We start from the raw sequence: 20,333 nt of genomic DNA, 5'->3' as shown, positions 1-20,333 counted from the left end.
TAGAAACCAATGCTCGAAGCGAACGCGTTTTCCCGGCCAAGACGCCCACAAATTCCATCGTGGATTTCGTGAGGGCCCGTATCGGTCGGCCGACGAGGACGCAACAGGCCCAAACGCCCGGGATGGCTCGGACGGCTCTCATCTATCGCTGTTGCTCACCAGCGATACCCACGTACCCGCTGGGCCGTCAGCGGCTGAGCCTCGGAAGACGATGCCCAGCACCCATATAGTCTCCTCCGACTCGCATCCTGATGCCAGTCCGGTCCTGCTTGCGGAAGCAAGCCACCGTGCCCTACGGATGGGGTCACCCTGCTGAGCACCCGGTCCATCCGACTGACCGTTTACGATCCCGAAGGCACAGGGGACCAAGCCGCGCTGCACCCAGAGCGAGGCTGACTTCGACTGGCCATCGGTCGCCTGGCCGGGTCGGCGGAAAAGCCTCAGCATGGTGGTGAAGCCCCCTGTCCGGAGCCCCGAGCACAGGACGTGGCGCATGGCGTGATGCGCCACGGCACATTGGGCGGAATCTTGCGGGTGTCGCCTTGGGCAACCGGAGTTCCCCGTGTGAGGAGATCGGCGTGGCGAAGGTTTATGTAGGCAACTTGAGCCGGGACACGACCGATGAGACCCCCGCCCGGGCATTCTCGCCGTGTGCAAGGTCCTCGACTGCATCGTCATGCGTGGCCGTGATACAGACCGCTCCAGGGGCTTCGGCTTCATCACCTTCAGCTCCGACAGCGAAGCTGCGGCGGCCATTGACACACTCAACCACCAGGAAGTGGAGGGGCGCCGCATCAAAGTCGACCTGGCCGGCGCCCCGTCCACCAGCGAGGGTGGATACCACCGCCCCCACGCAGTCCGGAAGGAGACATGCACGTCGATCTTCGGAGTGCGTCATGATCGTGGTCGTTGGACTCGTCCTCCTGGTGCCTGCGATCGTCGTCGGGGTGGCCGCGGTGGTGACCAATGCGGGCAGTGCCCACGAGCTCACCCAAGCCTTCACGGTGTTCGGCTACCAGATCACCGGTTCCACCGAAGTGCTCTTCGTCGTCGGGGCCATCGTCGGCGCTGTGGGCATGCTCGGGCTGAGCCTTCTCCTGGGCGGGATGTGCGGACCGTCCGCCGGGAACACGCCGCGCGGCGGCATCTGAAGGAAGCACGTCGTGGTGACGCCGCGGAGCAGCAGGATGGCCGATCGCGCACGGCTCGTGGCGGTCATGGCCGCAGATGGCGACTGTTCGGGCATCGAGTGGCCCACCGGCAGGCGATCGCCTCCACGAGAACCGCCGTACCGCACCACAACGCCGGGAGGTGAAACGCATGCCGAAACGCGTTGAACGGGGCGAGGTCCAACGGCTGCTCGCCCAGGGCGGTCAGCTTGTCGAGGTCCTACCCGCCGCAGATTACGACGATGAACACATCGCCGGGGCGATCAACATCCCGCTACGCCATCTCGACCGCGAGGCACGTGAGCGGCTCGACCCGGAACGCCCGGTCATCGTGTACTGTTACGACTGGCTGTGCGACGTGAGCCCCCGGGCCGCCCACCGCCTGGAACACCTCGGCTTCGGCCAGGTCTACGACTACATGCCCGGCAAGACCGACTGGTTGGCCGCCGGACTGCCGCGCCACGGCCGGGCAACAAAGGTTCGACGAGCGGGTGACATCGCCGATCCGGGTGTTCCCACCTGCGACATCGATGCGTCCCCGCGGGACGTGGCCGAGCAATCGGCGGCTCACACCGGGGGCTTCTTCGTCGTCCTCGACGAGCAGCGCGTCGTGCACGGGACGCTGTCCGCCGACGCGGATGAGCTGCGCGACAAGCGCACGATTGCGCAGGCGATGCGGCCCGGGCCCGCCACCGTCCGTGCGAACGAGCCGCTCGAACCCCTGGTTGAACGCATGAAACAGAAAGGAGTCGACGCCATCCTCGTCACCGCCCCGGAGGGCCAACTCCTCGGCCTCCTGACGCGCCAATACGCCGAACAGGTCCTTCAGTCCACCGCGTAACCGAGTCGTACGCGATACGATCATGATGCGACCTCTGAGGTTGACCCTACTGGGGGTGGGCGCGATGAATTCACCGCGGTTCGCTCCAGCCGGCCTGTTGCTGCGGTACGGCCAACGGCGGGTCGCCTTCGACGGCGGCCCGGGCGCCGATCCGCCGCGGCGCGTGGATGCCTGGCTGGTCACCGATGAGCGGGCCGAGTTGCGCTCGGCCCTGCGGCGAACGGCCGCGGACCGTGGTGTCGAACTGCGGGCCGGAAGCGCGGTGCTGGGGTCGGTGCGCGTGAGTCTGTGCCCGGTGGTGCACACGTCGCACCCCACGTACGGGTACCGCATCGCGGTCGGCGACCGGATGGTCGTGTGGGCACCTGAGTTTTGGGAGTTTCCGGCGTGGGCCGCGGGCACGGACCTGATGTTCGCCGAGGCCGCTGCCTGGGAGCGGCCGATTCGCTTTCGCGGCGGCGTGGGCGGCCACGCGAGCGTGGCCGAGGTCGGCGAACAGGCTGTGTGCAACAGGGTGCGGCGCGTCGTCTATGCACATATCGGCCGCTCCTGCATCCGGGCCATGGATGCCGGTCTGGAGCCGGAGGTGGGAGAATGGGGCAGCGAAGGCCGTACCTATACGCTCCGCCCGAGTGTGCCCTTCCCGGACTCCGGCAGGGCTTCCTGATAGGAAGCGAGTATGAGCCGACCACGCATCGTGATCGTGGGAGCCGGGTTCGCGGGCCTTACGACGGCCCGCAGGCTGTGCCGCCTCGCCCGCGGCGCGGCCGAGATCGTACTGGTCAACCCGACCGACTACTTCCTGTATGTGCCACTGCTGCCCGAAGTGGCCACGGGCATCCTGGAGCCGCGCAGGGTGGCGCTCCCCCTCACCGGCACCCTGCCCGGGGTCCGCCTGGTCCTGGGCGAGGCCGACGCGATCGACCTGGACCGCCACCGGGTCGGTTGGACCGATCCGGAGGGCAACCACCGTGCCCTCGGCTACGACCGGCTGGTCCTCGCCGTCGGCAGCGTCAACAAACTGCTGCCCATCCCCGGCGTGGTGGAGCACGCCCACGGTTTCCGCGGCATGCCTGAGGCGCTCTACCTGAGGGATCACATCACCCGTCAGATCGAGCTGGCCGACGCCACCGACGACGGGCGCGAACGCGCCGCACGGTGCACGTTCGTCGTGGTCGGAGCGGGCTACACCGGCACGGAGGTGGCCGCGCACGGACAGCTGTTCACCGACGCGCTCGCCCGTCGGCACCCCCGGCTGGACGGTGGGGAGCGGCCACGATGGCTGCTGCTCGACCTCGCGCCGCGGGTGCTCCCCGAACTCCACCCACGCATGTCGCAGACCGCCTCCCGAGTGCTGGCCAGGCGCGGCGTGGAGGTGCTCACCGGCACCTCGGTGGCGGAGGCCACCAAGGACGGCGTGCGCCTGACCGATGACCGATTCGTGCCCACCCGGTCCCTCATCTGGTGTGTCGGAGCGCGCCCCGATCCCCTCGTCGCCGATCTGGGCCTGGCGACGGAGAAAGGCCGTCTGATCGTCGACGAGTACCTGAACGTCCCCGGCCATCCAGAGGTGTTCGCCTGCGGTGACGCGGCGGCGGTGCCCGACCCTGCCCGCCCGGGCGAGATCGCGCCCATGACCGCGCAGCACGCCGTACGCCAGGGGAGGGCGGCCGCACACAACATCGCCGCTTCCCATGGGCACGGCACCCGCCGCCCGTACACGCACCGCGACCTGGGCTTCGTGGTCGACCTCGGCGGCACCCAGGCCGCCGCGAATCCGTTCAAGGTGCCACTGTCAGGTCTGGCCGCGGGTGCGGTCACCCGGGGCTACCACCTGCTGGCGATGCCCGGCAACCGGGTCCGGGTCGCTGTCGACTGGCTGTTCGATGCGTTGCTGCCCCGCCAGGGCGTACAGCTCGGCCTGGTGCGTGCGCACGCGGTCCCGCTGGAGCACACGGCGCCGGAGGTGCCGGCCCCACCTCCCGCAGGAGAAGCAGGAGAAGGGAACTCCGGAGAGGACAGCCCCCCATGAGCGGAAACAGACCCTCATGAGGGGAAGCGGAGAAGGACCGACCACACGGCTCGACGTCGCTCCGCTCGCTCCGACAGGAAGGGAGTTGTCGAACATGTCCGGCAAGGCTGAGAGCTCACTGGAGCAGTACCGCTCCAAGCGGCACGCTGAGCGCACACCCGAACCGATGGGCGGTGCCTCGGGCAGGGGCGGCAGACGGCGCTTCGTCGTGCAGAAACACGCGGCCACCTCCCTGCACTACGACTTCCGGCTCGAGGCGGACGGGGTGCTGAAGTCGTGGTCGGTGCCCAAGGGCCTGTCCACCGATCCACGGGAGAAACGCCTGGCCATGCGCACCGAGGACCATCCCGTGGACTACGTCGACTTCGAAGGCACCATCCCGGAGGGGGAGTACGGGGCCGGTGCGGTCATCGTCTGGGACGCGGGCACGTACCGGAACCTGGCCGAGCGCGGTGGGAAGAAGGTCCCCGTGGCCAAGGGGGTCGGCGAAGGCCATGTGAAGGTGTGGCTGGAGGGAGAGAAGCTCCGGGGCGGCTACGCACTGACACGGACGGGGCACGAGGGCGAGAAGGAGCGGTGGATTCTGGTGAAGGTCAGGGACGAGGAGGCCGATGCCCGCCGTAACCCGGTGAGCTCCGAACCTGCCTCGGTGCGGACCGGCCGCACCGTGGAGGACGTCGCCGCGGGATGACACGACGGACCGCGAGATCCATAGGTGTCAGATGCCTTCGGCTGAGGCCGACCGGAGCAGGCTCTCCCGGAATTCTCCGTGCGATCGACGACGCGGCCGTTTCTGGTTATGCCGCCGTGCTCCGCTTGCGCCGCAACCGGCGGAGGACGACGACGAGGTCCAGTGCCGCGGTGAGCGCGAGCACGCCACAGACCACGGTCAGAACGAGCAGAACGGTGGGACCGGGAGATTCGTCCGCGGTCGTACCGCTCGTCCAGATCGCGAAACGAAAGGTTCCCGCGGTGAAGGCCACCAGGCCGATGGCTGCGAGTATCAGCCGGAGCCGCAGAGCGCTGCGGGCCGTGAGCGGCTCCGTACCTGTGCGCGGGCGCTTCATGCCTCCCTCTCCCCGCCCATGCCGTCGACCCCGCCACGATCCCGGGGCGCTGCGTTGCTGGGCCGCGACCAGCGGCACACCAACAGCACCAGGCACGCGAGTGTCAACGCCCACACCACGGCGAACGCCGAGATCAAGGCCGGGGAAGACGTCATGACGGCCGCTCCGGATCTTCGCGTTCAAGCAGAGACCTCTCCTTTCCACTGTGATCCTTGTCTGCGGACGGGGCAATCGCGCACGGTGCCGACCCAGGTGTCCCGGCGTACCCACCGTATGAGCCGAAGAGTGTCTCCAACAGTTGCCGTGAGCGCATCAGGCGGAGAGTGCCTTGACGAGGTCAGCACGGTTCATCGATAAGCGACCTCGGACGTTGGCCTCAGCGGCGAGTTCATAGAGTTCCGCTTTGCTGCGCCGTTCCAGTTCGGAACGCTTGATACGGCGCCTGCGGTGACTCTTTCGTTCTCCCCTCGCTCTTACCACGCTGGCGTGGAGTGCGTCCATCAGGTCGATGACATTGGTGGATTCGGGCGCTTGCTCGACTCTCTCCACCGTCTCTCCCTTGCTCTTGGCCTCGACGAGCTCGCGAACGCGTTCCTGACAGGTGTCGTGGTAGTCCTCGGGATCCCATGGTGTGCCGAGGGCTTCGATCAGCTGGTGCGCGGTCTTCAGTTCGCGGTCGGTGATCTTCGGTCTGCCCGGCAGGTCGGCCACTTCCTTGTGCGGGGCGCGGACTTCGTCCGCCCAGTGCAGGGTGTGGAGCGCGAGGATGTCGTCCTCGGCCTTGACCGCGACCAGGTACTCGCGGTTGCGCATCACGAATGTGGCGATGCCGGCTTTGCCGGACCGGCCGAGCGCCTTGTGCAGCAGGGCGTGGACCTTGGCGTACTCCTTGCCCTTCGGGCCCAGGTAGTAGGTCCGGTCGAAGAAGATCGGCTTGACCTCGGCCAGGTCCACGAAGCCGCTGATCTCCAGCGCCTTGGACCGTCCCGGTGCGATGTCGTCCAGTTCCTCCGGCTCGACCAGTACGTATTCGTCGCCGGTATCGAGCCCCTTGACGATGTCGTCGGCAGCGACCTCTTCACCGGTGCGCTCGTTGATCCGCTGGTGGCGGACCCGGTCGGAGGTGCCGCGCTGGAGTTGATGGAAGTGCAGGGTGTGGCTGTCCGTCGCCGTGTACAGCTTGATGGGCAACGTCACCAACCCGAAGGTCAGCGAACCGCTCCACACCGGACGTGCCATGGGTCGACCTCCGTAGGGCATACCTCGTTTCCTCCATGGGACGACCGACCAGCGGTGATCGCATTCCAGCAGTCATCCGACCGTCGGTCATCAAGCTGGAGAGCAGGCGAAGCCCAAGCCACAGCGTCTCCCCAGGCACCGCGTCGGGCGGTGGGCAAGTCAGCCTGGACGTCAGCCGCTCCGCTCAGCTCCCTGATCGTCGCCGCTGCGGGTCAGTGGGGCTGCGGCGAGGCCCAGAAGGGTGGCACAGCGATGGTGCCCAGCGTGCTGGTCCAGGCGGTGGGGCCGAGCGGCGCCTACTACGACAAGAAGATCACCCAGGGAAAACACCACACCCAAGCCCTCCTCTGCCTCGCCAGACCGGAGGCTTCGCCAGGGGCAACTCCAGTACTCCCGGAACCGAGGGGGCGAGCGGCATCCGGTGGCAGCCGGCGGTCACAGCGGCGGCTCGTTACGGGTTTCGAGCTGGGACTTGGCGTACCGGGCCGTGTCGTACAACCCGGCCAGCAGATGCCCGCCGAGCCGGCTGGCGATGCCGCCAGGGAGGCTCAGGACGCTGGAGAGGGAGGGCAGCGAGTCCGCGAGACCGAATGGTGGCTGCGGCTGGGGGGAACGGGGGTGGGGGATCGATGTCGTGGCACCGCCGAACCGGCGGCGCCGCTGGGCGTACAGCTCGAGCGCCTGCCGGAAGTGCTCGGCGCGGAAGTCGGGCCACAGCACCTCGGGGAAGACGAACTCCGCATAGGCGCACCGCCACAGTGCGAAGTTGGACAACCGGTACCCGCCCGAGGTGCGGATGACGAGGTCCACATCCGGCATGTCGGGGTTCTGTAGGTGCTGGGCGAAGCTCTCCTCGGTCACGTCCTCGGCGGGCACCTGCTGTTCGACGAGCGTGCGTGCCGCGCGCACGATTTCGCCCCGGCCACCGTGGTTCGCAGCCACCGTCAGTGTCATCGTGCTGTTGTCCTGCGTCAGTTGGTGGGCGTACTGGAGCTCCTGACGCAGGTCCTCGGAGATGCGGGGGGTCTCCTCGCCCAGGCGACGGAGTCGGATGCCGGCGCGGTGCCAGTCGTGGACTCTTCTGCGCAGGAACTGGCAGCTGGTGTCCATGAGGGTGTCGATCTCCTCCTGCGGGCGCGACCAGTTCTCGGTGGAGAACGCGAACAGGGTCAGCCACGGGATCCCTTCCTCCAGGGCGGTTCTGATCACCGTGTCGACGGCGCTCACGGCGGCCTTGTGTCCGTGTGCGCGCGGCAGCCCACGCTGCTGTGCCCAGCGGCCGTTTCCGTCCATGATGCATGCGATGTGACGTGCCGTGGTGTGTGCTCCCATCCGCCCTCCTAGTGCGCATTGCATGTGTTTGTATGGTTTCGGATAGTGGTTACCCCAGCAGGCGCGGAGTCATCCGCAGGATCAAATCGAGGAGGGGGCCGTCACCATGACGCTCTGGAGCCGTACTCTGCATGCTGGCGGCGTACGCGACGAACGGCTGCGCGCTGACTACACCACCGCGGCGCACTACGTGGCCCGCCTGGAACCGTTCTCCTATCCAGCGCTGCGTACGGTCCTGCCCCCCGCATGGCAGCCCCACCTCCTCGCCGCCCACGCCTTCGCACGACACACCGACGACCTGGCCGACCTCCCCCCGACACGCCGCCACAGCGAATGCTTCCACGCCTGGGCCGAAGCGACCGCGCAGGGCCTGACCACCGGAGACTCCACGCACGCGCTGCTGCGCGCCTTCTTGCACACCGTCGCGGTCAACGGCATCCCCCATGCCCACGTCCGTGACTACCTCGCAGGCCAGGCCAGGAACCTCTCCTTCGCCGGATTCGCCACCGATGCGGACTACTACCGCTGTCTCGACAGTGTCGTCGTGCCCTACCTCACCCTCATCTGCAGTTCGCGCCGACCCCGCGCCGCGAGCCGGACCAGCCACTCCTTGCTGTGGCTCGTGGGCGACGCAGGCCAACGCGTGGACGACCTCGCTGATTTCGCCACGGATCTGCGCGTCGGTCGGCTCCACTTCCCCCAGGCCACCCTGACGCACTTCGGCGTCACCCGTGCCGACCTGGAATCCGGACGCCAAACCCCTGCCGTACGCGCCTTTGTCGCGCACGCATGCCGACAGGCCCGCGCGGTGCTGGACTTCGCCCAGGAGGCGCTGCGCCACGCCGACGCGGAGGAACAACTCCTGCTTTGCCCCCCGTTGGTCGCCAAACAGCACCTGCTCGGCGGCATCGAGCGGCAGGGTGCGGACATCACCCGGCGCACCGTCGCGCTCAACCTCCTGCCCTCCCCGGCAGAGCTCCTCGGCGGGACACTGCGCATGCTTCACGCCCGCATGCGCGTTGCCACCACCCATGCCCGCCCGTAACGAAGAAGACGTCTCGTCCCACCCCATGGCCTCCCCGGCAACTCACCCATGTCTTTCGCTGTTTGGCGTGAAATCGGCAGGACAGATGTCGTTTGGAAAAATCGCGCATAGCCCTCATTGCGAGGAGACACCAACCACACCCACCCCAGGCACAAGAAACACCGACCAGCCATGTGGCGATCCTCCACGCAATGGCCCTGTGGCCACGTCCGTGACCACAGGGCCGCGTTCGGTTTCAGGTGCGGTGTTCCAGGGTGTTCCAGAGTTTGCTGAACTTGGTTCGGTTCAGGCCGGTGTCGTGCTCAAGGTGCCAGTTCCGGCGATGGACTTCACGCCGTTCGGCTGGGTGCACTCGGTTGGGGTCGACCCGGTCCCGGCCTCCACCCGGAATTTCTCTCCCTTGAATTCACCGGACTTGACGGTTCCTTCCATGAGGATTCCGCCGGTCACGTTCCTGAGAGTCCATTCCACAGTGGATTTCGATTTGTTGTTCCAGAAGATGGTGCCTGTGCCCTTGATCTCGCCGGTGGTACAGCTGAAGTTACCTGATCCCTGGCCTTCCATCCGGCCAGAAGTGATGGCCGGGTTGGTGGTGGCACAAGAGCCGCTGGTGATAGTGATTTTCAGCGACTGGTTGTCCATATCCAGGGCATCGATACCCGGCGTGAAGGTCCCGTTGACGGCCGAACCGTTGCAGGTGCTCGCGGCATGGGCCGGTGCAGCGGTGGTCACCAGCATCGACAACGTGCCGAGCAGCAAGGTGAGAATGGTCAGGAGTGCTGTACGCGGGCGTGGCCGCGATCGTTTCATCTTGGCCTCCTTACAGGGCGAGCGCAGGCATCGGCGATGCCTGCCAACCCGCCACTTCATAAAGGCACATGACCTGATGTGCCGTCAATGCTCAGAGCATATTTCTGTTGAGGCCAAGTCAAAACAGGGCGGCATTACTGCTTTCGCAACATTCGATATCCGATTGCATGAACGCACAGCGGCAATTTATTCGAATGTCCGTCGCTCGTGTCAGCCACATGGCGGCACCGGCGACGGCCAACTACAGTAGTCACAGCCGTTACGGACTGGGGAGATTGCCGGTGAGGGCGGCGACGAGGACGCTGAAGGTGATTTCTCCGAAGTTACCACCGATGAGATGCCCAGGGCGGCCCTGACCGAGGCCCACATGGCGCGGCCTTCCAGCAGGGCTGAGGCGACGGTCTCCAGGCGGTCGTCGCTGACGACCAGGTCCGCCGCCGCTGTCGCTGCGGCGGTGCCGCGCCTTCCCAGGGCGATCCCTATGTCGGCAAGTCGGATGGCGGGCGCGTCGTTGGCGCCGTCCCCGGTCATCGCCACGACCCGTCCGAGTCGCTGGTATGCCTGGACGATACGGACCTTGTGGTGGGGGGCTGTACCGGGCGATGACGTCCACGGCCGGGAGCAGTGCGTCGAGTTTGCCGTCGTCCAGTTCGTTCAGTTCGGGGTCCGGTGCATACGGTGGGATCCGGCGTATCGCTGACGGTGGCGGCAATGGCGTCGGCGGTGGCCGGATGGTCGCCGGTGAGCATGACGGTGTGTACCCCGGCGTCGCGTAGCCGGGCGGTGGCGGGGCGGCACCGGTAACGGACGGGGTCGGCCAGCGCGACGAATCCCAGGAAGGTCAGGTCCTGTACCGTCTCGTCGGCGGCCATAGGGCGTTCGGCCACGGCGATCTCTTCAGCGGCCGCGGTCAAGTCGCCGACCGCGGCATCGTCGAGGTCGGTGGCCTTGCCGTGCAGGTCGGTCAGGTGGCGTCCGTGCAGCAGCCCCGATCCGGTGACGGCGGTCGCCGATCCGATCGCGCCGGGCAGACTGGGCCGGGTGAGCGAGGCCAAACGGGCCTCCACACCGGCGACGGGTGCGGCCGCCGACTCCCATGGCCTGCTCCGCGTAGCGGGCCGTCGTGTCCCGCGGGGGCGGACCGGGCCGCTCGACCACGATGGGCTCGGCTCTTCCTCCTCGGCGGGATGCTCGTGCGACTCCGCCCGCGCCACCAGCGCGACCAGCTCCCGCTGCGACGGTGGTGACGGTTCCAACGCCATCACTACCCGCTCGGACGGCACATTGACAAGCCAAGCCATACCAGGGCATCGCTCGAGTGCCCGCTCCACACAATGGGCGACTTCGCTCCTTTTCGATGTAGCAGCGTCCGGGACGCATCCACACGTTCCGCTGCGGCAGACCCGTCAACCGGGCCGCCAGACCGGCCACCCCACGCACACCGGCGGACACGCCGTCCACAACGGGACTCAGCAGCGGAGGTCTGGGCAGATGTGCCATAGGCATGGGGAGCCTCCCGTTCGCGCCGTCCGTAGGTGCGCCCTCTGAGTTACCGCCTCACTACTCCATGCGTCGTCAGTCATGCCAGGCACCTCGCCCGCGCAATAAGCCGGCCCCGCATACAGGTTGGACCGCTGTGACCCTGAGCAGGTGCCCGACCGAATGACCGGACCGCACTGCGGGAAAGTGCCTGTCCTGTCTCGCCCGCGTTCGTAGCTGTGTGAGCGGTGTTCTCGTGGGCGGTCCAGGCCTTGCAGGCGCCCGCGTTGCGCAACAGTGTGTCGACGGTGGCCTTGGCGGTGTCTCGTATCTGCGCCTCTTGTCTGCGCCCCGTATCTGTGCCCGTATCTGTTGTCGCGGGCCTGGATGTTCAGCGGCCCAGAGCGTCGCGGAGTTCCTCCTTGTTCATGTGGGAGCAGCCTTGATGTTCTTCTTCCTGGCCTCTTCGTACAGCTGATCCCTGGTGGGGCCCTGGGCACCGCGGTGGGAGCGTTCGCCGGACGCAGGCCAGCCGTTCGCGCCCAAGGGGAGCGGGCTGACGAGCGAGCCGTCGAAGGTCAGCAACCACAGCAGGGTGGGTACCGGCGGGAATGTCGATCTTCCCGCTCTGAAGTCCCGTGCGGTGACCGGCGTGTATCTCTCCCGTGCCCAGGCGTTCCAGCTCGGAGACGATGCCCTCGCGGGCGGCCCTACGTTGGCCGTTCCAGGTTCGGGTTCCTACTCAGCGCCTTATGGCTATTCATTCCTGTCTCAACTCACCAATCAGTGCCCATATTTTCAACAAACTCGTCAGGGGTTCCCGCGCGGCCGCCCGATTCTGTTTCCCCTGGCATGCGAAAAATAGCTCCCCCTGGCGTACCGTAGTGAGACTCTGCTAACTGTTGCGCATACATTTCACAAAGCCGCTTCTGCTTCTCCTTCGGGAGATTCTCCACTCGCGCACGGTTCTCTGGGGAGAGCTTGTTCAAGAATTTTTTCAGCGCATCACCGGTCACCCTGCACCTCGGCCTTCCTGTCCATGGTGATTCGTCCCTGAGGGGAGATCGCTTATCGGATTTCGATCAGCATCGCATGGCCGTAAGAAGCTCGCATATGGAGCGTTAGCACTGCTTCACCCCTGTTTCGGGTGCACCGGACTTCGTGTGCAAAAGCCTCCCATCATCGCCATCAGATCCGCCGAGGGTTCAGCTCCGGCCGCCCCCAGTGGTCACACGACTGGGATTGCATGCAGAGAGCGGAATTGGTCGGTTCACAGTTGTCGAACAGGGCGCATCGGTTGGCCACCTGGTAAAGGCTGCCGACGTCTTCAAGATCTCGTTGATCGGCTCCGCGGCTCAGGTGCCGTCTCTCATCCCATCAACATGCTGAGGTTCGGTGGGAGGGTGTGGCGGCGGGGGAACGGGTTCCGGTTCTGGTGGAGAAGGCGTGGGGCCTGGTACCGGCTCCGGTGGGCTTGGCATGGGGCCAGGCGTAGGAGGGGCGGGCTCGGGGTGCGGGCCCGGTGGTCCCGGCGGTGGTGTTGACACAAGACCTCCTCGATTGGCGCACAGCCCGAGCTTTCATCAGGCATATCTCATGATCAGGCCGCACGCGAGGCAGAAGCATTTCCACCGCTCCAATCGAATGAGGACCGCTCGGAGGGGCACGGGGCGCCGATCTTGGCTGGTCAGCATGCCAGGGCCGGAATAATGCCGCCGGCGAGGACCGCCTCGCACTGGCGGGATGTTGGGACGATGGTGGACGAGGCACTCCTCATTCCGGGTGATATGCGTGTAAGCGCAGCGTCCGGTCGCCGGTGTTCGTGAGTGTCTCGTGCAGATCGGACAGGTGCGGCCGGTCGTCGACCTCGATGCGCTCGTCGGCAACGGGAGGTAGTTGGGATCGATCCGGGAAAGGGGTGAATTTTTTGCCGGCTTCGGAATACTCGGTCTGTAGGGCAGGGCCTGGCCCGTGTCGCGGAAGTCCCGTCCGTCGACACGTCGTCACCGGCCTTCAGGAGAACCTGGAACCGTGGTGTTGTCCGGCAGGGGATCGAGTTCGGTCAGGGCGGAAATGTTGCAGCCACGCTCCAGCTGAACGCGGCTGCCTCTTGTGGTGGCAACGGAGTCCAGCATGGTGTCGTGGGCCGATGGCGGCTGTAGTGCGTCCGGCGAAGGAGGAAGGGTGGCGGGACGGTCGGCCCAGTCACGCGGATCCGTGATGGCACCGATCAACGCGGAGGCCGCAGCCACCTCGGGAGACCACAGCCGCACCGCGTCGTCCTCGATGCCGGAACGGCCCGGATCGTTGCGGGGGAAGGTTCGGAGGGAATTGCGTCCTGCGGATGGTGCCATGCAGTCAAGACAGCCTGACCGGTGGATTCGGGCCGGCTGCGATGAGATCGAATGCCGCACCGGAACGGGTCAGATCCTGGAGAATCGCGCAGGATGTTGGACCTATGCCGATGCTCACCCTGGCGGCCTGGCTGACACGCCCTCACCATAGTTGCGGCTACCGCAAGTTCGCGGGATCCCGGGGTGGCGGAGGAGCCGATGAGCACCTGCCCGACGGGTTCCCGGTTACTTCTCCTGACTGGGACGACGTCCTCTGGTTCCTCCCCAGGAGTGCAGTAGCGGCCCCGGAGCCATCCGCTACGTGTAGACGTGGCCCTTCGCGGGACGGAACACAGCACCACAGCTGCGAAGAGAGGCGCTACCGACGTCCCGACGTGCTGGGTGAGCTGCTGCGCTCGGCCGTACGAACTGAACGGGCGGGTGGAAGCGCTACTTGTCGTGCCGGCACTCTGAGCAGGCGTTTGACCGGCCCGGTCGCGGAGCGGGCGCGCTGGCCCTACACAGGAGATATGAACGAGAAAGAGTCATTCCGGCCTGGTGAGATCGTGCCCGACAGCGGCATCTACGAGTGCAACTGCGGCCAGCACCATCACTGGAGCACCGACGTCAAAGGACACCGCTTCCCACCCGTGCCGCAAGGTTGTTCGGGCAGCGCCTGGATCCTGAAGGACCCAGCCCACCCCGCCACATGATGCGCGCGGGCCCGCCCATCTCAGAGCCCCGCGTCGACAGTCGTCACGACAGCCGCGGCTATGCGATCTCCGGCGCATACGGTCACGAGGAGTCCGGGCTCCCGGGGCCGCCGTGGTGCGGCGCAGCGCACTGCAGGAAGGGGCCGATGCGGGTGAACGCAGCCGGTCCGTTGGATGATCTGTCCCCGCAAGAGTGCACAGCCCTGCGCGCTGCCGCTCAGCCACGCACTGTGCGTCCCACGCTCGCGACGTTGACCGAGGACTACTTCTCCGGCCCCGGATGGCTCTTCGAGCGCAAGCTGGACGGGGAGCGGTAGGGATCGACAAGGCTGGCACGGTACTTGGGGATGCGGAGCATCGGCTCGGGCTGATCGGCACGGGCATAGCGCTTGACGGTGTTCAAGGCCAGTTGCGGGCGGCGGGCGCATTCGAGCAGGCCCACGCCCTGGTCGAGCAGCCTGGTGCCAGCGCTCCGGGGTGGTCTGTGCGCGGGGGCCCGTCGTACAGGGGCGTGTCCAGCACGGTGGCCCGGCAGTTGCTGTGCGCCTTCACCTCGCTCAGGGCGGGTTCGCACAGGTTGTGCCCAGATGCCAGCGGTCAGCGACCTGCACCGCGTCGGGCAGGGCTCGGCGGATGGCCTCGGCGTAGGTGGCCGAGCCGCCAGCCGTGAGGGTGGACCTCCACCAGAGTGCCGGCTGCCTGCCGTGAACGTCACAGCGACCTCGGTGGCCTGTTGCACGTGGGGGATGGGCACGCGGTCGGGGCCGATCTGCCAGTTGAAGACCAGACCGCTCTGCGGGCTCCAGTCCAATACGCGGCCCCAGTCCCAGCGCAGCCCGTGGGGGCCGATCTCGTACAGAGCGCCCTCGCTTCGGCCCTCGATGCCGATGCAGGTCAAACCATCCGGCCCCGACCAGGAGAAGTCTCTCGGCCACCAGCGGTCGAAGCCGGAGGTGAACAGCTCGAAGGCGGTGGGTCGGTCCAGGGGAGCTCAACCGTGGCGTGCACAGACTCGTGTTCCATGCGGAGGCCGTGGGCCACGGCACTGACAAGCGACGGGGACCGGCTGATCAGCTGCGGCCGGCGAAGGACACGCGGTACGCGCTGGGAGAGGTCCCCAGCACCCGGCGGAAGTGGAGGCGGAGGTTGGACGGGCTGCCGAGGCCGCACCGCTCGGCGATCTGGTCGACGCTCCAGTCGGTGTCCTCCAGCAGCTCCCGCGCGCGGTTGAGGCGGGCGGTGAGCAGCCACTGGAACGGCGTGACGCCGGTTTCGTCGACGAACCTGCGGGCGAACGTACGCGGCGACATGCACGCGTGCTCGGCCAGGAGCGCGACGGGCAACGGCCGGTGCAGGTGCTCCAGGGCCCAGGCCCGGGTGGCGGCGAGCGACCCGCCGCCGGTCCTTGCCGGTAGCGGGTGCTCCACATACTGTGCCTGGCCGCCCTCGCGATGGGGCGCGGCGACGAGGCCGCGTGCCACCCGGTTCGCCACCTTCACGCCCAGGTCACGCCGCACCAGATGCAGGCACAGGTCGATGCCCGCCGCCACGCCCGCCGACGTGAGCACCTGGCCCTCGTCCACGTACAGCGCCTTCCGGTCCACCTGTACCTCCGGGTAACCGGCCGCGAGCTCCCCGGCATGCCGCCAATGCGTGGCCACCGTACGGCCGTCGAGCACCCCGGCCGCGGCCAGGGCGAAGGCGCCGGTGCAGATCGAGACCATCCGCGCGCCCCGGGCATGTGCGGTGGCCAGGGCATCGAGGATGGCCGGCTCCGACGTGCGCAGGTGCGGGGCGAAGCCGGGGACCACGACGGTGTCGGCGCTCCGCAGCCCGTCCAGCCCGGCATCGACGGTGACGGCGAACCCGTTGGTCGACGGGACGAGCCCCGGCACGCGGGCGCACAGCGTCGTGCGGTAGGGCGTGGGCACGTCGGGTGGCTCGAAGACCTGGGCCGGGATGCCCAGGTCCAGCGGTACGACCGCGTCGAGGACGAGGATCGCCACCCGGTGCGGTGCGGTCATGGCAGGATCCTCTCGGTACTCGGCATTGCTGCCACTGTAGCCCCGGGCCGTACGGGACGAGCATGGGCGCTATGAACACCGAAGCGCCCGGCATCCCGGCCCCGCCGGACACCCCACTCGCCCGCCGCACCCTCGACTTCGTCACCCGCGAGGAGTCGCCCGCCGTCGCGCACCACAGCATCCGCAGCGCGCTGTTCGCCCGGATGCTCGCCGACCACCGCGGCGCAGAGCCGGGCCGGGACTACGACCCGTTGCTGCTCTTCCTCGCGTGCGTGCTGCACGACATCGGGCTGAGCGACATCGGCAACCGGCACCAGCGGTTCGAGGTGGATGGCGCGGACACCGCCGCGGAGTTCCTGACCCGGCAGAATCTGCCCGGGGCACAGGTGGACGCCGTGTGGGAGGCGATCGCGCTGCACACCTCACCGGGCATCGCCGAACGCCGCGGCGCGCTGTGCGAGCTGGTCCGGGCGGGCGTGGGGGTGGATATCGGCCTCGGCGGGGAGTTCGTCACCGAGGCGGCCGCAGCGGCCATGCACGCCGCGTATCCACGGCTGTCGATGGCCACGGCCCTGACCGACGAGATCGTCGCCCAGGTGCGTTCCTGTCCCGAGAAGGCCCCGCCCTACTCCCTCCCCGCCGAGCTGCTGCGCGAGCGATCCACGCCACCGCACCGGTCGCTGCTGGAGGAGGCCGAGGCGGCCCGCTGGGGACGCTGACTCGGCGGGTCCGGCACCTCTCTGTCACCGTCTCTGTCACAGTCGCCGACGCACTGTCTCTCATCTGTGTGAGGCCGCCGACCGGACCGCTCGCACAGTTGAGACGGAAGGTGCAAACGTGACGGGTGAGCAGACGGGCAAGGTATGGGAGCTGGTGGTTTCACACTGAAGGCCGCAGTGCCCCCTGAGCAGCTGCTCGGCACCGTCCACGCCTTGTCGCAGTGGGCCGGCAGGCAGCCCGGATTCGTGTCGCGGGAATTGTCATACTCGCCGAAGGACGACAAGTGGATCGACGTCGTCTGGTGGCGCGGCCTCAAGGACGCCCAGTCGGCCGCACACGCCGCGGAGACCTCCACGGCGTGTGCGCCGATGTTCGGGCTCATCGACCACGAGTCCGAGTTCTGCCGTGAGCCGCGCGATGCTGTTACCCCAGACGCGCCGGCCTTGTCGCACCAGCGCGAGCCAGATCTTCGGGGAACCGTAGGTGCCTTTCGAGTTCTCGAAGATCTGCTTGATCGCCGCGGCCAGCACATCACACTCCATCTCCAGCTCGCGAACGCGCTTGTTCTTCTCCGCCGTCTCCCGGCGCAGCCGCTCCAGCTCGGCACGCTTGGCCTCGCGCATCCGCCCGCCGGCCGCCGCCTCCGCGGGCGGACAGACGTCGCCGACCCGTCGCGGCACCAGCGAGAGACCCAGCTGCGCAGCGTGCCGGGATTGACGCCGAGTTCCTCGGCAACCTCCGGGATCGGCTCCCCGGTCTCGATCACGATGCGTACAGCACCCTCACGAAACTCCACGTCGTACGCGCGTTGCTTGGCCCCCATGATTCCCAACCTCCCCTGCAATCAGGGGCTCCCCGCTTGGAGGGGGGAGGGACAGGCGGGCAGCGCCGGGAGCTCGGCGAGGGCGAGGCGGATCTCGGAACACGGCCCACCGCCGACGGCGAGGCGGCGCAGCAGAAGGCCGGTCCGACCTTGAGTGACTGCGCTGTCTCGCCGTACGGAGGGTGACCTGCTGGCCGCTGTCACGGAGGTTTCTGGGTAGTCCTTCCTTCTCGCTCAGTACGCCCGAAGACGGTACTTCGTGCGCAGGCCAGTAGCAGAGCAACTGGTGGTGGTCTGGGTCGCGGTGTAGGTGAAGCCGGATGGCACGGTGCACGCCCACAAACCGGTTCTCGGCTCACGTACCCGATATGTGGTACGCAGACCAGCGGTAGAACATCTGGTGGTGCTCTGCACGCGGTCGTAGGTATAGCCGGACGGTACAGAGCAGGCCCACAGGTTGTCACCGGGCTCACGCAGCCGGTACTTGCTGCGCAGGCCGCTGACCGAACAGCCGGTCGTGGACTGGATGTTGTCGTAGATGAAGCCTGACGGCACGGTGCACGCCCACAGGCCACCCGACGGCCGCTGCACGTAGTACTGGGTGCGCAGGCCAGTCGTCGAGCACCTCGTGGTGCTCCGGGTGTTGGTGTACGTATAGCCGGGCGGCACCGAGCAGGACCAGAAACCGGCGGCAGAGGCGCTGGGGGTGACGCTGGTCGCGTCGCCACCCGTCGCCGGGGCGGGTTGGGCGAAGGCCGGGCCGGTGACGGTCATCAGAGCCGCCGCCCCTAGGGCGAGCAGCGCTTTGCGCACACGGAATTGCACCATAACGGGGCGCTCCTCAGTCGTTGTCTCACGGGCCAGATACAACGGGTGGGGGGCCGACCGAGGCCTGTCCCGTATCCCGGCCGCCGCGCTGCGCGCACCGGAATGCTGACAGGCGCTTCCCCCGACAGGAATGGGGCCGTCATGTGCCCGCACCGGTTTCCGGCCGTGCATGATCTGTGCATCTACCTGAGGAATCCGCGGATATGCAGGGGCGCATCGCCTACGCGCATTGGTCGAAAGCACCGCTCGATGATCGCGTGCTGACGGTGCTGGCGCTCGGCTCGGAGCGTCTCGAACGGCTGTCGGTGAAGAACCGGGGGACACTACGTCGGCGTTGCCGAACTGCGATCCCGCACGCTGGACTCGGGGTGCGGTGCAGCTGATCGTCGCCCTTTGCGCGAACGACCGGTGCCCGGTTACGTGTTGAACTCATCGGAACGAGGGTGGCCGATATCCCTAACGCGACGGCCTCCGCCCAGAATCGATGCACGGTTGCACGCCATCGCCATCGCCATCGCCATCGCCGTCGACCTCACCGCTCCCCTCACCGAACTTGTCTCGTCGGACGGGCAGGTAGTCTGGTAGCGCGGACCATGCCCGTGTCCGCCCGGCTGCTGCCGGACGGCGCGCCCGCGTCGTCGAACGTCGGCCGACGCCGTGGGCTTCATCTGAAAGAAGTTGACGCAAACTCTTCGCTTTACCGGCCTTTGGCTTTTTCTTGACCACCAATTGCCGTAGCGTCCAGCCCTGATCGATGATCCCGATCAGGGCCGACCCACGTCCGGGGCATCCCGTGCCGGAGACATGTCCGTGCCCAGGCCACCCAGGCGGCCGGGGCCGGCCAGCACCTGACCTGCTTGTCGGCTCCCCGTGAGCCATTGATGTCACCGGAGGATGCATGCCGTCTCGTACCGCCACCGCAATCGCCACGTGCGCGCTGAGCCTCGGGGTCCTCACCTCGGGCGCAGGCATCGCCATAGCCGCTCCGTCGGCCCCCGCCGCCGCCGGCGCGCCGTCGCTCCAGCCGGCGATCAACGCACGCGCCGCGGCCGTGGACCGGTGCAGCCACCAGGTGGTCCGCTCCCACGACTCCCGCTACGTCTACTCGGTGAGCGGGGTCTTCGGCGGCGGCGCCCGCGAGCTGACGATCCAGAAGGAGGACTACGTGAGGTTCTCCGACGACTGGCGCAAGGTCGTCCAGGTCGACGCGTGCGCGGGCGGGCAGGGCCAGGCCCCCACCGCGCTCCGCGTCACGGGGAAGCTGGATCACCCGGAGCACTACGACCCGTCCGTGCCGCGGACGATCCACAGCAACGACCTCAAGCCCGCCGCCTCCTCGGTGATCCCGAAGGCACCGGCGCTGACGTCCGTCGACCGCCTCGACGCGGCCACCGTCCGCGTCACCTGGGAACCCACGCAGGGCAATCCGGACCAGGTCATCCTGATGGAACGCAAGCCTTTCTACAGCAGCGAGCTCGGTCTGTGGCACCCCTACACATTCCAGCGGGACATCCAAGGCGGCGCCACCACAATGGACCGCAAACTGGAGCGTGACCCCGACATCCCTTCCGCGGACCGTACGCACGCCTACTGGATGCGCGTGCTCAAGGACGGCTTCGTCAGCGACCTGCGCGCCGAGAAGCCGATCACGGTCCAGCCGTAACCGTCTTTGGACGTCCGCTCTGTCCACCGCCACCGCCACCGCCACCAGGCTCCACACCATCGAACGAGACGCGTAACGGTGAGCCACGTTGGCGCAGCAGTACGGTCGGCGCGCGGGTCATTACGGCCACACCATCCCCGGCACCAGTCCGGCGCGTCGCAGTGCGCAAGTTGTTCGCGGGGGATCGGCTCGGTCATGGGCGGGCCCCCGTGGAC

General features: G+C 67.6%; 22 protein-coding genes and 4 pseudogenes. 11 read left to right on the top strand and 15 right to left on the bottom strand.

Annotated elements, in window-relative coordinates; genetic code table 11:
• Window positions 1–649: 649 nt before the first annotated feature.
• From K9S39_RS42635 to K9S39_RS00990, 6 genes and pseudogenes are all read left to right on the top strand, one after another.
• Window positions 650–787, top strand: a pseudogene (locus K9S39_RS42635) (hypothetical protein); the annotation flags it as partial.
• Window positions 788–896: 109 nt separating this feature from the next.
• A complete protein-coding gene (locus K9S39_RS01010; RefSeq protein WP_248861406.1) occupies window positions 897–1,151 on the top strand; it encodes a hypothetical protein in 255 nt (84 codons plus the stop codon).
• 169 nt (window positions 1,152–1,320) lie between these two features.
• Window positions 1,321–2,010 carry a rhodanese-like domain-containing protein gene (locus K9S39_RS01005; RefSeq protein ID WP_248861405.1) on the top strand — a complete coding sequence of 230 codons (690 nt, stop codon included), beginning with the start codon at window positions 1,321–1,323 and terminating at the stop codon, window positions 2,008–2,010.
• A 64-nt stretch (window positions 2,011–2,074) separates the two neighbouring features.
• Window positions 2,075–2,677, top strand: coding sequence for an MBL fold metallo-hydrolase (locus K9S39_RS01000; RefSeq protein ID WP_248861404.1), 603 nt, complete (start codon window positions 2,075–2,077; stop codon window positions 2,675–2,677).
• A gap of 12 nt (window positions 2,678–2,689) precedes the next feature.
• Window positions 2,690–4,042: an NAD(P)/FAD-dependent oxidoreductase gene (locus K9S39_RS00995; RefSeq protein ID WP_248861402.1), complete on the top strand. Its 1,353-nt coding sequence runs from the start codon at window positions 2,690–2,692 to the stop codon at window positions 4,040–4,042.
• 94 nt (window positions 4,043–4,136) lie between these two features.
• Window positions 4,137–4,733: a DNA polymerase ligase N-terminal domain-containing protein gene (locus K9S39_RS00990; protein WP_248861400.1), complete on the top strand. Its 597-nt coding sequence runs from the start codon at window positions 4,137–4,139 to the stop codon at window positions 4,731–4,733.
• 106 nt (window positions 4,734–4,839) lie between these two features.
• On the opposite strand, the gene K9S39_RS00985 is transcribed toward K9S39_RS00990, so the two are convergent.
• The 4 genes from K9S39_RS00985 to uppS form a co-directional block, all read right to left on the bottom strand.
• Window positions 4,840–5,109 (bottom strand): DUF6343 family protein, encoded by a 270-nt coding sequence (locus tag K9S39_RS00985; RefSeq protein ID WP_248861399.1) that lies wholly within the window; start codon window positions 5,107–5,109, stop codon window positions 4,840–4,842.
• Window positions 5,106–5,264 carry a hypothetical protein gene (locus K9S39_RS00980; protein WP_248861398.1) on the bottom strand — a complete coding sequence of 53 codons (159 nt, stop codon included), beginning with the start codon at window positions 5,262–5,264 and terminating at the stop codon, window positions 5,106–5,108. Before K9S39_RS00980 ends, K9S39_RS00985 begins: the two co-directional genes overlap by 4 nt.
• Window positions 5,265–5,421: 157 nt before the next feature.
• On the bottom strand, window positions 5,422–6,348 hold the full coding sequence (gene ku, locus K9S39_RS00975; RefSeq protein ID WP_248861397.1) for a non-homologous end joining protein Ku: 927 nt from the start codon (window positions 6,346–6,348) through the stop codon (window positions 5,422–5,424).
• Between the two features lie 435 nt (window positions 6,349–6,783).
• The gene (uppS, locus tag K9S39_RS00970; RefSeq protein ID WP_248861396.1) at window positions 6,784–7,680 is read right to left on the bottom strand and encodes a polyprenyl diphosphate synthase; all 897 of its coding nucleotides are present in this window, start codon (window positions 7,678–7,680) and stop codon (window positions 6,784–6,786) included.
• Between the two features lie 106 nt (window positions 7,681–7,786).
• Between uppS and K9S39_RS00965 the strand changes: the two genes are divergently transcribed.
• Window positions 7,787–8,725, top strand: coding sequence for a squalene/phytoene synthase family protein (locus K9S39_RS00965; RefSeq protein ID WP_248861395.1), 939 nt, complete (start codon window positions 7,787–7,789; stop codon window positions 8,723–8,725).
• 285 nt (window positions 8,726–9,010) lie between these two features.
• Here the strand turns inward: K9S39_RS00965 and K9S39_RS00960 are convergent, their stop codons facing one another.
• The 6 genes and pseudogenes from K9S39_RS00960 to K9S39_RS00935 all read right to left on the bottom strand — a co-directional run bounded on the left by K9S39_RS00960 (window position 9,011) and on the right by K9S39_RS00935 (window position 13,368).
• The gene (locus K9S39_RS00960; RefSeq protein WP_248861394.1) at window positions 9,011–9,535 is read right to left on the bottom strand and encodes a hypothetical protein; all 525 of its coding nucleotides are present in this window, start codon (window positions 9,533–9,535) and stop codon (window positions 9,011–9,013) included.
• Window positions 9,536–9,745: 210 nt separating this feature from the next.
• Complete coding sequence (locus K9S39_RS00955) at window positions 9,746–10,072, bottom strand: hypothetical protein (RefSeq protein WP_248868548.1); 327 nt, start codon at window positions 10,070–10,072, stop codon at window positions 9,746–9,748.
• A complete protein-coding gene (locus K9S39_RS00950; RefSeq protein WP_283112095.1) occupies window positions 10,063–10,836 on the bottom strand; it encodes an HAD family hydrolase in 774 nt (257 codons plus the stop codon). The genes K9S39_RS00955 and K9S39_RS00950 overlap by 10 nt, the downstream gene beginning before the upstream one ends.
• A 569-nt stretch (window positions 10,837–11,405) precedes the next feature.
• A pseudogene (locus K9S39_RS00945) lies at window positions 11,406–11,536 on the bottom strand (plasmid stabilization protein); the annotation flags it as partial.
• Between the two features lie 254 nt (window positions 11,537–11,790).
• The gene (locus K9S39_RS00940; RefSeq protein ID WP_248861393.1) at window positions 11,791–12,030 is read right to left on the bottom strand and encodes a hypothetical protein; all 240 of its coding nucleotides are present in this window, start codon (window positions 12,028–12,030) and stop codon (window positions 11,791–11,793) included.
• A 987-nt stretch (window positions 12,031–13,017) separates the two neighbouring features.
• Window positions 13,018–13,368, bottom strand: a complete 351-nt coding sequence (locus K9S39_RS00935) for a hypothetical protein (RefSeq protein ID WP_248861392.1) — start codon at window positions 13,366–13,368, stop codon at window positions 13,018–13,020.
• A gap of 509 nt (window positions 13,369–13,877) precedes the next feature.
• Between K9S39_RS00935 and K9S39_RS00930 the strand changes: the two genes are divergently transcribed.
• Both K9S39_RS00930 and K9S39_RS00925 read left to right on the top strand, forming a co-directional pair.
• Entirely contained in the window at window positions 13,878–14,060 is a 183-nt protein-coding gene (locus tag K9S39_RS00930) for a hypothetical protein (protein WP_248861391.1), read from the top strand.
• A 146-nt stretch (window positions 14,061–14,206) separates the two neighbouring features.
• Window positions 14,207–14,377 (top strand): hypothetical protein, encoded by a 171-nt coding sequence (locus K9S39_RS00925; protein WP_248869216.1) that lies wholly within the window; start codon window positions 14,207–14,209, stop codon window positions 14,375–14,377.
• Here K9S39_RS00925 and K9S39_RS00920 read toward each other — a convergent pair.
• Window positions 14,338–14,719 (bottom strand): annotated as a pseudogene (locus K9S39_RS00920) (ISL3 family transposase); the annotation flags it as partial. The gene K9S39_RS00925 and the pseudogene K9S39_RS00920 sit on opposite strands and share 40 nt — an antisense overlap.
• Before the next feature lie 411 nt (window positions 14,720–15,130).
• Window positions 15,131–16,084, bottom strand: a complete 954-nt coding sequence (locus K9S39_RS00915; RefSeq protein WP_248861390.1) for a GlxA family transcriptional regulator — start codon at window positions 16,082–16,084, stop codon at window positions 15,131–15,133.
• A gap of 71 nt (window positions 16,085–16,155) precedes the next feature.
• On the opposite strand from K9S39_RS00915, the gene K9S39_RS00910 reads away from it, so the two are divergent.
• Window positions 16,156–16,803, top strand: coding sequence for an HD domain-containing protein (locus K9S39_RS00910; protein ID WP_248861389.1), 648 nt, complete (start codon window positions 16,156–16,158; stop codon window positions 16,801–16,803).
• 261 nt (window positions 16,804–17,064) lie between these two features.
• Here the strand turns inward: K9S39_RS00910 and K9S39_RS00905 are convergent, their stop codons facing one another.
• The 3 genes and pseudogenes from K9S39_RS00905 to K9S39_RS00895 form a co-directional block, all read right to left on the bottom strand.
• The gene (locus K9S39_RS00905) at window positions 17,065–17,484 is read right to left on the bottom strand and encodes a transposase (RefSeq protein ID WP_248861388.1); all 420 of its coding nucleotides are present in this window, start codon (window positions 17,482–17,484) and stop codon (window positions 17,065–17,067) included.
• Between the two features lie 8 nt (window positions 17,485–17,492).
• Window positions 17,493–17,627: pseudogene (locus K9S39_RS00900) on the bottom strand (transposase); the annotation flags it as partial.
• Between the two features lie 234 nt (window positions 17,628–17,861).
• A complete protein-coding gene (locus tag K9S39_RS00895) occupies window positions 17,862–18,455 on the bottom strand; it encodes a hypothetical protein (protein ID WP_248861387.1) in 594 nt (197 codons plus the stop codon).
• Window positions 18,456–19,353: 898 nt separating this feature from the next.
• Between K9S39_RS00895 and K9S39_RS00890 the strand changes: the two genes are divergently transcribed.
• Complete coding sequence (locus K9S39_RS00890) at window positions 19,354–20,118, top strand: hypothetical protein (protein ID WP_248861386.1); 765 nt, start codon at window positions 19,354–19,356, stop codon at window positions 20,116–20,118.
• Window positions 20,119–20,333: the final 215 nt, after the last annotated feature.

This window comes from Streptomyces halobius (genome assembly GCF_023277745.1).
Lineage (GTDB): Bacteria > Actinomycetota > Actinomycetes > Streptomycetales > Streptomycetaceae > Streptomyces > Streptomyces halobius.
Note: the sequence above shows the minus strand (reverse complement) of the source record. Positions and strands in the feature narration are given on the sequence as shown.

Bases quoted from the DNA above. Each gene is read 5' to 3' on its own strand.
- K9S39_RS00925 (WP_248869216.1), top strand. From the start codon at position 14,207: ATGCGGGTGAACGCAGCCGGTCCGTTGGATGATCTGTCCCCGCAAGAG.
- K9S39_RS00950 (WP_283112095.1), bottom strand. From the start codon at position 10,836: ATGGCTTGGCTTGTCAATGTGCCGTCCGAGCGGGTAGTGATGGCGTTG.
- K9S39_RS01010 (WP_248861406.1), top strand. From the start codon at position 897: ATGATCGTGGTCGTTGGACTCGTCCTCCTGGTGCCTGCGATCGTCGTC.
- K9S39_RS00980 (WP_248861398.1), bottom strand. From the start codon at position 5,264: ATGACGTCTTCCCCGGCCTTGATCTCGGCGTTCGCCGTGGTGTGGGCG.
- K9S39_RS00990 (WP_248861400.1), top strand. From the start codon at position 4,137: ATGTCCGGCAAGGCTGAGAGCTCACTGGAGCAGTACCGCTCCAAGCGG.
- K9S39_RS00995 (WP_248861402.1), top strand. From the start codon at position 2,690: ATGAGCCGACCACGCATCGTGATCGTGGGAGCCGGGTTCGCGGGCCTT.
- K9S39_RS01000 (WP_248861404.1), top strand. From the start codon at position 2,075: ATGAATTCACCGCGGTTCGCTCCAGCCGGCCTGTTGCTGCGGTACGGC.
- uppS (WP_248861396.1), bottom strand. From the start codon at position 7,680: ATGGGAGCACACACCACGGCACGTCACATCGCATGCATCATGGACGGA.
- K9S39_RS00890 (WP_248861386.1), top strand. From the start codon at position 19,354: ATGCCGTCTCGTACCGCCACCGCAATCGCCACGTGCGCGCTGAGCCTC.
- K9S39_RS00930 (WP_248861391.1), top strand. From the start codon at position 13,878: ATGAACGAGAAAGAGTCATTCCGGCCTGGTGAGATCGTGCCCGACAGC.
- K9S39_RS00985 (WP_248861399.1), bottom strand. From the start codon at position 5,109: ATGAAGCGCCCGCGCACAGGTACGGAGCCGCTCACGGCCCGCAGCGCT.
- K9S39_RS00965 (WP_248861395.1), top strand. From the start codon at position 7,787: ATGACGCTCTGGAGCCGTACTCTGCATGCTGGCGGCGTACGCGACGAA.
- K9S39_RS00960 (WP_248861394.1), bottom strand. From the start codon at position 9,535: ATGAAACGATCGCGGCCACGCCCGCGTACAGCACTCCTGACCATTCTC.
- K9S39_RS01005 (WP_248861405.1), top strand. From the start codon at position 1,321: ATGCCGAAACGCGTTGAACGGGGCGAGGTCCAACGGCTGCTCGCCCAG.
- K9S39_RS00915 (WP_248861390.1), bottom strand. From the start codon at position 16,084: ATGACCGCACCGCACCGGGTGGCGATCCTCGTCCTCGACGCGGTCGTA.
- K9S39_RS00895 (WP_248861387.1), bottom strand. From the start codon at position 18,455: ATGGTGCAATTCCGTGTGCGCAAAGCGCTGCTCGCCCTAGGGGCGGCG.
- ku (WP_248861397.1), bottom strand. From the start codon at position 6,348: ATGGCACGTCCGGTGTGGAGCGGTTCGCTGACCTTCGGGTTGGTGACG.
- K9S39_RS00935 (WP_248861392.1), bottom strand. From the start codon at position 13,368: ATGGCACCATCCGCAGGACGCAATTCCCTCCGAACCTTCCCCCGCAAC.
- K9S39_RS00910 (WP_248861389.1), top strand. From the start codon at position 16,156: ATGAACACCGAAGCGCCCGGCATCCCGGCCCCGCCGGACACCCCACTC.